Origin of the sequence: Sulfitobacter undariae (assembly GCF_014196805.1) — a bacterium.
Taxonomy (GTDB): domain Bacteria; phylum Pseudomonadota; class Alphaproteobacteria; order Rhodobacterales; family Rhodobacteraceae; genus Sulfitobacter; species Sulfitobacter undariae.
The window spans coordinates 94,343-103,773 of sequence record NZ_JACIEI010000011.1; the positions used below are offsets into that span (position 1 = coordinate 94,343).

Here is a 9,431-nt window from a genome sequence, read left to right on the forward strand (position 1 = left end):
TGCAAGGCAGGGGCAGGATTGAAAACTGCTGTAGCCAGCAAGGAGCAAGGCTTGGTCCGCCGTACACGTGATGAAGGGCGCCAGCGCATGGAAATGGTCGATTGAAAAGACTAATGTCTAGGCCTCTATAAGGTGGCTAGGTGCGTTTGGTAGTGGGGGCGTTCACTCGTTTGACTGGCTACGACCCGCCAGATCAATAAGTTGGATGATCTCTGCCCTTATGGTCGCGTCATCGACCGCTTGCCCATCCAGATGTTGTCGTATGGCATCTTCTGTCGTTGCGGCATGGGCGCCTAACTCTCCAAATCCGAGGGTCCCTGCGGTTCCTGCGATCTTATGCGCAATCGAGCAAATTTCTTCGATCGCCTCTGCTCTGGCCGCGTCGTCATCTAATCGACCATATGCATAGTTTAACACTGCACGCCGTTTTTCTAGTTCGATGAGAAACCGGGTTCTTACTTTAGCCAGACCCGCAGATAGTTCAGTATTCATTAGCCGAATAGCCTTCTTGTGAATGCCCCGTTTTGCTTAGGGGAAGTCTCAAGCGCATTAGCTTCGCTTTCGGCATTTTGTAAAGTCTTCAACAGTGCATTCACCGAGCTGCGCGAAGAGCGCCAGTCGAGCTGAACAGGCTCGCTCACAACGGCGTGCAACACCATGGGGCGGCCATCACAATAATATAGATCCATTTCGCGCAAGCGTTGCGCAACAGCGGTTTGGAATTCTTTCTGGTCAAACGATCTGCCTGTGTCACGGACGCAGGCAAAATCACCTTCGCCTGCATGCGCTACAAAGAATTTAAAGGGCTTCAGGCAATCGGATATGGCTTCTGCGACATCAGTCATCGCAAATTGGAATTCATACTGGCTGGCACCTCGGAAAATGTGTTTGGCGTCTTTTACCGCAACGCTGAAAACGCAATTCCCAAAGAGGGCGGCACGCGACATCTGGAGAAGATAATTTTCAAGCGAAAGATAATCAATAACTCCATCAACATCCACGATATGCAGGCGTTGGCTGGTATCAGCCGGGTTCATTATCGCGTTATCGGCTCCGCTCCAGTTGACTGGATTGCGGTCCTGCTGCTGTTTGCGCTCTGTCACCAAGGCGTCAATGAGTTTCAATCGGGAATCTAATTCCTGAATGTCGAAGGGTTTGGTGATATAGTCTGTGGCACCAGCAGCGAAGGCGCTGTCGACATATTTGCGATCGGCCATTGCTGTGATCATCAAGATCGGGGTCCGCGCGTACTCTACCGTATTGCGGAGTTGGGAAACCAAAGAGATCCCGTCCATGCCCGGCATTTGGATGTCAAACAAGAGACAGTCAAACGGGTCTGTTGTGGCCTCAAGAATATCTAGCGCTTCTTGTCCTGACTCCGCCAAAACAACCGACGCGTAGCCGAGTGCATTCAAGATTTCTGACAGCAATTCACGAATGATCTCGTCGTCGTCTACAGCAAGGATTTTCATTTCTTATGCCCTTCAAATGCAGCGCTATGTACTGCCGTGCTATTTGTGCTCATCTGAATACAACCTAGGGGCACAATTGGGCGTAAATATGGTTAATGGATGTAAAAAGGGGCCATTGTTGAAAAAACGGCGATTTTAATGGGGGAGGATACGTAATTTCTGCCGTGCGAATACAGCTTCAGGTTGTGTCTGCCGTTGCATTTCTGGGGGTCATTCCCTCGTGTTTATTGGGAATTATTAACAAAACGTTTATTTTGGCGGGCGGAGTGCATTCGCCCCTATCACTGTGGCTGAGATCGATGTTTTAGTAAAAAAATACTATGCGATTGATGCATTTCACCTCACAAACGCAGCGATTCCACCTCTGTTGCCATATCTTCGGCTAAATTGACGAGGTCAAATTGATCCGTCGCTTGGTGCATTTCAAGGCGCAATGCTGTTATATTTGCCTGATAGCGACGGGCAAGCCTTTCGGGGTTTGCATCAGCGGGCAATTCGCCCTGCTCTCGGGCCGCAGCAAAGGCCAAAGCGATGTCACGCCGAATGGCCCCCATATAGTCACGGGCCTTTTCAGCAATCAGGGGATCAGTCGAGCGGGTATCAACTATCGTTTTGGTCAGCATGCAGGCTTGGCGTTTTGCATCGTCAGGGTTCAGCTGTGGATAGCTCCGCAAGTGATCAGCCAGACCTTGTAGGGGCGTAGCCGCCTGTGCTATCTTTTGGGCCAATAGCTGGCGGGAGAAATTGAAATACTTCTCTAGCGCCAGCAGGTAGAGGTTCTGCTTGCTCTGGAATGCCGCATAAATACTGCCCGGCTTCATGCAAAGCGCCGCCTCAAGGTCCTTCAGAGACGTTGCATGATACCCTTTGTCCCAAAATAGGGACATGGCAGCATCCAGTGTCTTGTCACGGTCATAAGGGGCGGCGCGGGGCATGGTCAGGTTTCTGCCTTGGTCAGTTGCTTTAGAATGTTCGTGTAGTTGTCGACGCCTTGTGCACCAGTGACAAGGTGCTGGCGGTCAAAAACCACCGCAGGAACGCCCTGAATGCCTTGCTTGGTCCAGAAGGCTTCGATCTCGCGTACGTCTTTGGCAAAACGCTGATCGTCAAGAACAGCAAGAGCTTCGGCGCGGTCCAGACCGTTTTCGCCTGCAATATCTGCCAGCACGTTGATGTCTGACAAGTCACGGCGATTGGTGAAGTGCGCGGTAAACAGCGCCTGCTTCATTTCGTGTTTGCGCCCTTGGGTTTCAGCCCAATGCAGTAATTGATGGGTGTTGAATGTGTTGTGCATCCGCGAGCCTTCACCCCAACCGAACTCAAAGCCCAGATACTTGCCAAGGGCGGTCATCTGCGTGCGGCTTTGTTCGGATTGCGCACGGGTCGAGCCGTACTTCTCACTGATGTGCTCAAACGTGTCTTGGCCTTCAGGGGGCATGGTCGGGTTCAATTCGAACGGATGCCATTGAATTTCATGCGGCGTGCCTGTCGCTTCTAGCGCCTGAGCAAGCTGGCGGTAGCCAATAATGCACCAAGGGCACATGACATCAGAAATGATATCAATACGCAGGGGGGAGGTTTCATTGGTCATACCGGCTCCGTTTGTGTTGTGTCATGTTCTATTTAAATAGGGCAGGCGGCCCGGAATTGGTAGCCGGGGCGCCTGTTGTTTTAGGACCGTTTAGTCTGCTTTTTTCCATGCAAACTTTTCAAACACTTTGTCCACTGGTGTTTGTGCCAGATGGTTTGTGTAGTTCGACATGATTTTCTGGCTGTAGCCCAAGATCACTTCGAGGATGTTGCGCTTGGTAAAGCCCGCATCCAGAAACGCTTGTACGTCAGCTTCTGCAACATTGCCGCGATCACGAACCAACTGCAGGGTAAATTTGCGCAGGGCTTCAAGGCGGGCGTTGGGCAGGGGGGTCTCGTTGCGCAAGGCTTCGGTGATGGCGTCATCTACCTTCATCATCTTCGCGATCCCTGTGTGAGCAGGCACACAGTAGTGGCATTCGTTCTCGACGTTGATGGCCTGCCAGACAACTGTCAGCTCGTCGTTGTCAAAGCTGGAGTTCACAAAGGCTTCGTGAAGTTTCTGGTAGCCTTCCAAAAGGCCGGGTGCTTCGGCCATGACGGCGTGCAAGCCGGGCAGACGGCCATTTGCGGCAATAGATTTTGCAACAAATTCTTTAGACGCTTCGGGGGCGGATTCTTCGGTGTGGATGGTGAAATCAGTCATTAGTTTCTCCTGAGGTTATGAGGCCAGCCAGTGATTGGCTGTTCGTTGTGATCCATATATGGGCAGTTTGAGCGATTGCTCAATGGTTGATTTGAGTAATCACTCAAATGTGAACGTAAACCTCTACGCGCGACATGAGCCGGCTTTGGACGGCAAGGGAGCGCTGTCAGAAGCCTCTGAAAATACACCATGTGGGGGGAATGCGACGTTTAGAGAGTTTCCAGACGTTAACAGCAATGCTGGCTCATGCAGTCACATAGCTGAAATATTCGGATCATACGAAAGCACGTATTGTCAATTGGCGTCGGTTTGCTTCCAGATCGCTGCGATTCTGACGTCTGCTATACGGGGGTCCCGCTAATGTCGTCTACTACTACGAATACACAAAGCCATACGTCCAGTTCGAACTGGCTGCCTTGGTTCAAGGTTCTTGGGTTGGTCTATTTACTCCTGATTGCCGTTTCCATGATCAGTACTGGCTTTAAGGTTGCTGCAGGCGATCAGGCTAAGGAATTATTTGCATTTGCAAGCAATCCACTCACCGGCGTTATCGTCGGAACAATTGCAACCGCGCTCATCCAGTCTTCCAGCACGGTCACTTCTATCATCGTTGGCCTTGTTGCGGGCGGTCTGCCTGTCGGAATCGCCATTCCCCTGATCATGGGGGCCAATATGGGCACAACGATCACCAACACCATCGTCAGCTTGGGTCATGTGCGTCAGGGCGAAGAGTTCCGCCGCGCATTCGCTGCGGCAACGGTGCATGATTTCTTCAACCTTTTCAGCATTCTGATATTCCTGCCACTGGAAATCATGTTCGGGTTTCTTGAAAAGATCGGCGTCTATCTCTCTGGCTTTATGGTCGGTGGCGATTCAATGGCGATGGGTGGGTTTAACTTTATCAATCCGATTGTGAAGCCTCCGGTTAACGCTCTGAAAGATGTATTTCAAAGCATAGGCGCCAGTGACATGGTGATGGGCATTGCCTTTATTGTACTCGGCATTACCCTGATTTTCTTGGTTATTACAGCCATCGGTAAGTTGCTAAAGGTTCTCATGGTGGGGCGTGCCAAAGCAATTTTGCACACAGCTGTTGGCCGTGGCCCTCTCTCCGGCATCCTGTCGGGTACGGCTATCACGGTTCTGGTTCAGTCGTCATCGACCACAACCAGCCTTGTTGTGCCGCTTGCGGGATCGGGCGTGTTCAGCCTCAAACAGATTTACCCGTTCACTTTGGGCGCTAACATCGGTACGTGTATCACGGCACTTTTGGCGGCCACAGCCGTTGACGGGGCTAATGCAGTCTTCGCATTGCAGATCGCATTGGTTCACATCTCATACAACGTGATCGGTGTCGCGGTAATCTATGGGCTGCCTTTCACACGTAACATCCCAATCTATGCCGCTGAGTGGCTGGCTGACCTCGCAATGAAAAGCACACTCTACGTTGCTGCTTATATCGGGCTGGTCTTTTTCATCGCACCCGTCGCGCTGATTGGCATTAGCCAACTGATGGGCTGGTAAATTCAAGGAGATATGAAATGAGCGATTTTAAACAACGTAGCGAGTCACTTCGGGCACAGATCACTGACATGGAGCAAACGCTTGGCACCATGAAGAACCAGCTTCAGGCCGAAGAAGAGCGCGAGCAACACGACGCGATTGACAGGCTTGAAGAATACCTTGGTGATCTGGAGAACAAGCACGCCAAACTACAGGACTTCTGGAAAGTTCTACGTACAGAGGTTTCCGGTATTTTCTCGGGCAGCCGTTCTGAGGTTGGTAAGGACAAGTAAAGTCCTGACTTACGGACCTTGCTAGCGGGAATACGCATGCATCGTTCGACAAATCCGTCTGAGGTTGGGCATCCCCTGACTCCAGACGGATTTAGCTTGCGGTTTCGGAAATTTCGAGCTTTGAAGCTCTACTGAGGACCGCAACACCAACGGGTCTTTCCCCGCGTGGTTGTGAGCATGGCTTGCTGCTTATCCCTGCCTATTGTTGTCGGCCCAATTTTGCACTAGTTACATGCATCGCTGATTAAATAGCAGATGGAATTACTAAGTGTCTGAAAGTAATGTGTATAACTTGCATCAAAGTGCAAGGCTATCCGTCGCACCGATGATGGACTGGACATACTAACGATAAAATCAAATATAAATCAGTGGCTTGTGGTAGGTGAACTCACATGTTGTTCAAATGGTTGTTCAAAGTGGGCTGAAAAACAAAAAAAGATTGTATATTCGGCGTGCAAATCTTGACCTGACAAGCTTCGGGGCGACCACCCGAATGACCAGCCCCAGCTCAAAGCGGACATGGCCGAACGACATCAAGGGCGGAAACCGGTCATTCGCTGCGCTCGCGAGAAAATCGGCACCTCGGGCGGGAAGCGGAAGTTCGCTGCAAGAGCGAATATCAATACCTTGTCGCATTTTCAGATCAACGCGAAAGGTACCTATCAACGAGCGGTAGAATCTGGTTAGGGTAGCCTCAATTGAACTCTTTTTATGGGAAGCAATAATGTTCTCGTTTCTAGCAACGATTTTTTCGGGCAAACTTGCGAAGACGATGGTTGCGATCTGGACCGGCGACAAGGATCTTATTGGGACGGCGACCGAACTTGGCGCAGAGTTCTTCGACGCAAAGCTAAACGATTACCAAGAGGCTCGAAAAGCCCAACGATTCTTTGCCGAAATCGAGGATGAAGTATTCGAGAGTGTTCAAGCCTACGCTGAAACTGAATTCCGGTCTGTCTTGCCTGGTGATGTTAAACTTTCGATTGAGACTGCGCTGTCCTATGTCTGTAGCAATAGGTTTCTAGAGACCTGCCTTGAGCACGGGCTACGGACTGAGGTGATCCTAGATGTTTTTCACAAGGAGAACATAAGAAAGCCATCCGAGCTGTGTTTAGATGAAAGCGTATTCTTTTCACTGGGTAACCATGTCGTTGCTAAAGTCGTCTCTTGTATTGACGCATTTCCAAAATTCTCACTTGAAGCTTTAAAAGCCGTGTTGGCTGACACGTCGGAAATTCTTGATCGTGTGTCTCGAATCGAATTGTTGGTCAATGATCTCCACCATACTACGGTAAAACCAAAATCGCCGAATGAAGTGATTTATCGAACTGCGCTTACAAACAAGCTAGGCAAGGTCAACATATTTGGAGTTGATACTACCGGCTTACCGAAACGCTATGACCTTTCGCTCGCTTATGTAAATTTGACTATTTCTGGGCGTGAAACAAAAAAATCTGAAAGTTCGGTAAAAGTAATCTCTCTTGCACTCAGAAACCCTCAACCTTTAACGATCGTAACTGGCGAACCAGGATCTGGAAAGACAACTTTGCTTTCTTGGCTTGTGCTTTCAATGGTGAAGAAACAGCTTCCCGAACAACTTAGACATTTAAACGATTTCTTCCCCGTATTTGTCCGCCTCAGAGATTTCGCGGGGCAGCCTTTCCCAGAGGGTAGCGAGCTCGTTACATGCTCGCTTGGGGCTTTTGGAGCCAAACTTGACACTGATTGGGTCAGTGACATTGTGAAAAACCGCAAGCTTCTTTTTATGCTTGATGGCTATGATGAGCTACCTGAAGGGTGCCGAACTCGAGCTTCACGGTGGGTGGAGGAACTCCTGGCAGCATGGCCTGAATCGAAGGCAATACTTTCATCAAGACCTTATGCTGTCGCAGAAGTCGATCAGCTCGTAAGTGAGTGCGGCACAGCCAACCGCGAATTGAATGTCCAGCCCATGGATCCTGATCAGGTAAGTCAGCTGATTTCTCGATGGTACAAAGCCTACGAACATCAGGTCACACATAATCAAGAGAACAATGAGAACGACCTAAAACTGCTTCAGGCCCGCCTCATCAAGCAGGTTTTTTCAAATAGGATATTGCGAACCATCGTACGCAACCCATTGATTTGTTCACTACTTTGCTTTGTGAATGCTGATCGCAAAGGCATTGTCCCGAGTGATAGAGGCGAATTATACAGAATTGCGACAAGCGCATTAGTGGCGCGACGGGACGCAGAGAGGGGCATCGAAGCCGAGAGCGGCGTTGTCTTGACTGACCGGCAGAGCACAAAAATTCTATGCTTCATCGCCGAGTATTTCTATCTCCGAAAAAGCTTTCAAGTAAGGCTTGAAGACGTTGCGGGAAATCTCAAGGAGTATTTGCCCTCGTTGGGCATTGAACCATCTCAGTCTGATGCCATTTTACGGTATCTCGCGGAACGAAGTCACGTCTTGAGAAGCCCAACAGTGGGTTCAATCGACTTTTCTCACAAAACATTTCAAGAATACTACTATGCTCTACGAATCGTAGAAAAAGGAATGGTTGAGTGGGTAAGGGACAACTTCACTAATCCAGATTTCAGTGTAGTTTGCGCTTTCACAATGTCTCTTTCGACACCAGCTTTTGCGGATCAATTGGTTGCTGGCTTGCTCGAGAAACTGCCAAATTTGGGCGAGGCAGATCGCCGTCATTGCATGTTAGTCTTGCAGGGATCAATTCGTGACATCGCAGAACTGAGGCCAGAGCTACGGGAGACGGTGAGAAGCCATTTGGCGGAAGTCCTTCCCCCCAAGAACAGCCAAGAGGCAGATGAGCTTTCCGGCAGTGGGGCGATTATCGTAGAACCGTTAGGCGAATTTGCGGTTAAAGAATCCAAACAGTATTGGCCTTACTGCATTGCAGCACTCATTGGTTCGATGGAGCCAGACGCGTTATTCGCCCTTAAGCGGTTTGCTGAGTTAGATGACCCCGAGATAGACCAACTCCTTGTAAACGGACGACCTCTGTTTCCCAATAATGCTTATAGTCGTGTAGTACTGGCAAATTGTACAACGTTGTTGGCCATGGAAATAGTGACCAAAGAGGACGCGCACGTTGCGCTCCAGCTTCCTAGACTACAGCAATTAATCGTCAAGACTGATCTGGATGAAGAAACGTTGAGAGGTTTGGCCGGGTTGAAATCCCTCAAACACCTCGTTCTTCAAAGAAAATGCGATATTCAATCGCTTTCATTCCTGGATGGTTCTAAGCAAATTGAATTGCTGGAGTTGTACGGTGCGGAAGCGCTTCCCTCGACAGAATTTGAGAAAATTGGCCTTTGCGAAAATCTGACTAAGTTGGTGATTCATTCTGGGAAGCTTGAGGCCGTTGATTTTGTAAGAAAATTGCCTCGCCTAGAGTTTATTGATCTTAGCGAGTCCTTGAATTTTTCAGACTTATCACCTCTGCGTCGTGCTAATGGCCTTAGCGAAATCAAACTTCCTTACTCCTGGATGTATGATCAATTCGACTTCGACGCAGACGACGTAACTATGAACAGGCTCCAAAGAGAAGTCAGTGGCTCAGATGATGACATTTTTGAATTCATAGGAGACATCGATGAATTCAGTGAGAACGAACTCATTTCCCAACGTCTAATTGATCAACTTGTTCAGGAAGATGCTGCGTACCAAGGGTTTGATGAACTGGATTTCAGTGTTTGAAGCAAGCCTCCGCATCAGTTTGGCGACACGATTATAACTCTATCAAGCCACACGCATCTCAGGACAACAAAGAAACCATTGCCGCTCGACCTGCACTTAAGCAACTGGAGAGTTCTAGGCCGTGCACTCTTTAGTAAGCGGTGCGTCGATCCCACCTATTTGACGTAATTCCACGGTAGCAGATCGTTGATCTGGCTTTGTTTGTGGCCTGCAACGATGGCTGTGAG

8 protein-coding genes are annotated in these 9,431 nt (G+C 49.5%); 3 read left to right on the forward strand and 5 right to left on the reverse strand.

Going from position 1 to position 9,431, the window contains the following annotated elements; translation table 11 throughout:
- Positions 1–162 precede the first annotated feature (162 nt).
- From GGR95_RS13895 to GGR95_RS13915, 5 genes are all read right to left on the reverse strand, one after another.
- Positions 163–492, reverse strand: a complete 330-nt coding sequence (locus tag GGR95_RS13895; protein ID WP_184566848.1) for an Hpt domain-containing protein — start codon at positions 490–492, stop codon at positions 163–165.
- Positions 492–1,472 carry a response regulator gene (locus GGR95_RS13900; RefSeq protein ID WP_184566849.1) on the reverse strand — a complete coding sequence of 327 codons (981 nt, stop codon included), beginning with the start codon at positions 1,470–1,472 and terminating at the stop codon, positions 492–494. The genes GGR95_RS13895 and GGR95_RS13900 overlap by 1 nt, the downstream gene beginning before the upstream one ends.
- Before the next feature lie 341 nt (positions 1,473–1,813).
- Positions 1,814–2,407 carry a TetR/AcrR family transcriptional regulator gene (locus GGR95_RS13905; protein WP_184566851.1) on the reverse strand — a complete coding sequence of 198 codons (594 nt, stop codon included), beginning with the start codon at positions 2,405–2,407 and terminating at the stop codon, positions 1,814–1,816.
- A gap of 2 nt (positions 2,408–2,409) precedes the next feature.
- The gene (locus tag GGR95_RS13910) at positions 2,410–3,063 is read right to left on the reverse strand and encodes a DsbA family oxidoreductase (protein ID WP_184566853.1); all 654 of its coding nucleotides are present in this window, start codon (positions 3,061–3,063) and stop codon (positions 2,410–2,412) included.
- A gap of 90 nt (positions 3,064–3,153) precedes the next feature.
- Entirely contained in the window at positions 3,154–3,708 is a 555-nt protein-coding gene (locus GGR95_RS13915; protein WP_184566856.1) for a carboxymuconolactone decarboxylase family protein, read from the reverse strand.
- Positions 3,709–4,068: 360 nt separating this feature from the next.
- Between GGR95_RS13915 and GGR95_RS13920 the strand changes: the two genes are divergently transcribed.
- The 3 genes from GGR95_RS13920 to GGR95_RS13930 all read left to right on the forward strand — a co-directional run bounded on the left by GGR95_RS13920 (position 4,069) and on the right by GGR95_RS13930 (position 9,204).
- Positions 4,069–5,232: a Na/Pi symporter gene (locus tag GGR95_RS13920; protein WP_184566858.1), complete on the forward strand. Its 1,164-nt coding sequence runs from the start codon at positions 4,069–4,071 to the stop codon at positions 5,230–5,232.
- A gap of 17 nt (positions 5,233–5,249) precedes the next feature.
- Complete coding sequence (locus tag GGR95_RS13925; protein WP_184566860.1) at positions 5,250–5,504, forward strand: hypothetical protein; 255 nt, start codon at positions 5,250–5,252, stop codon at positions 5,502–5,504.
- Between the two features lie 724 nt (positions 5,505–6,228).
- A complete protein-coding gene (locus tag GGR95_RS13930; protein WP_184566862.1) occupies positions 6,229–9,204 on the forward strand; it encodes an NACHT domain-containing protein in 2,976 nt (991 codons plus the stop codon).
- The last annotated feature ends 227 nt before the right edge of the window (positions 9,205–9,431 follow it).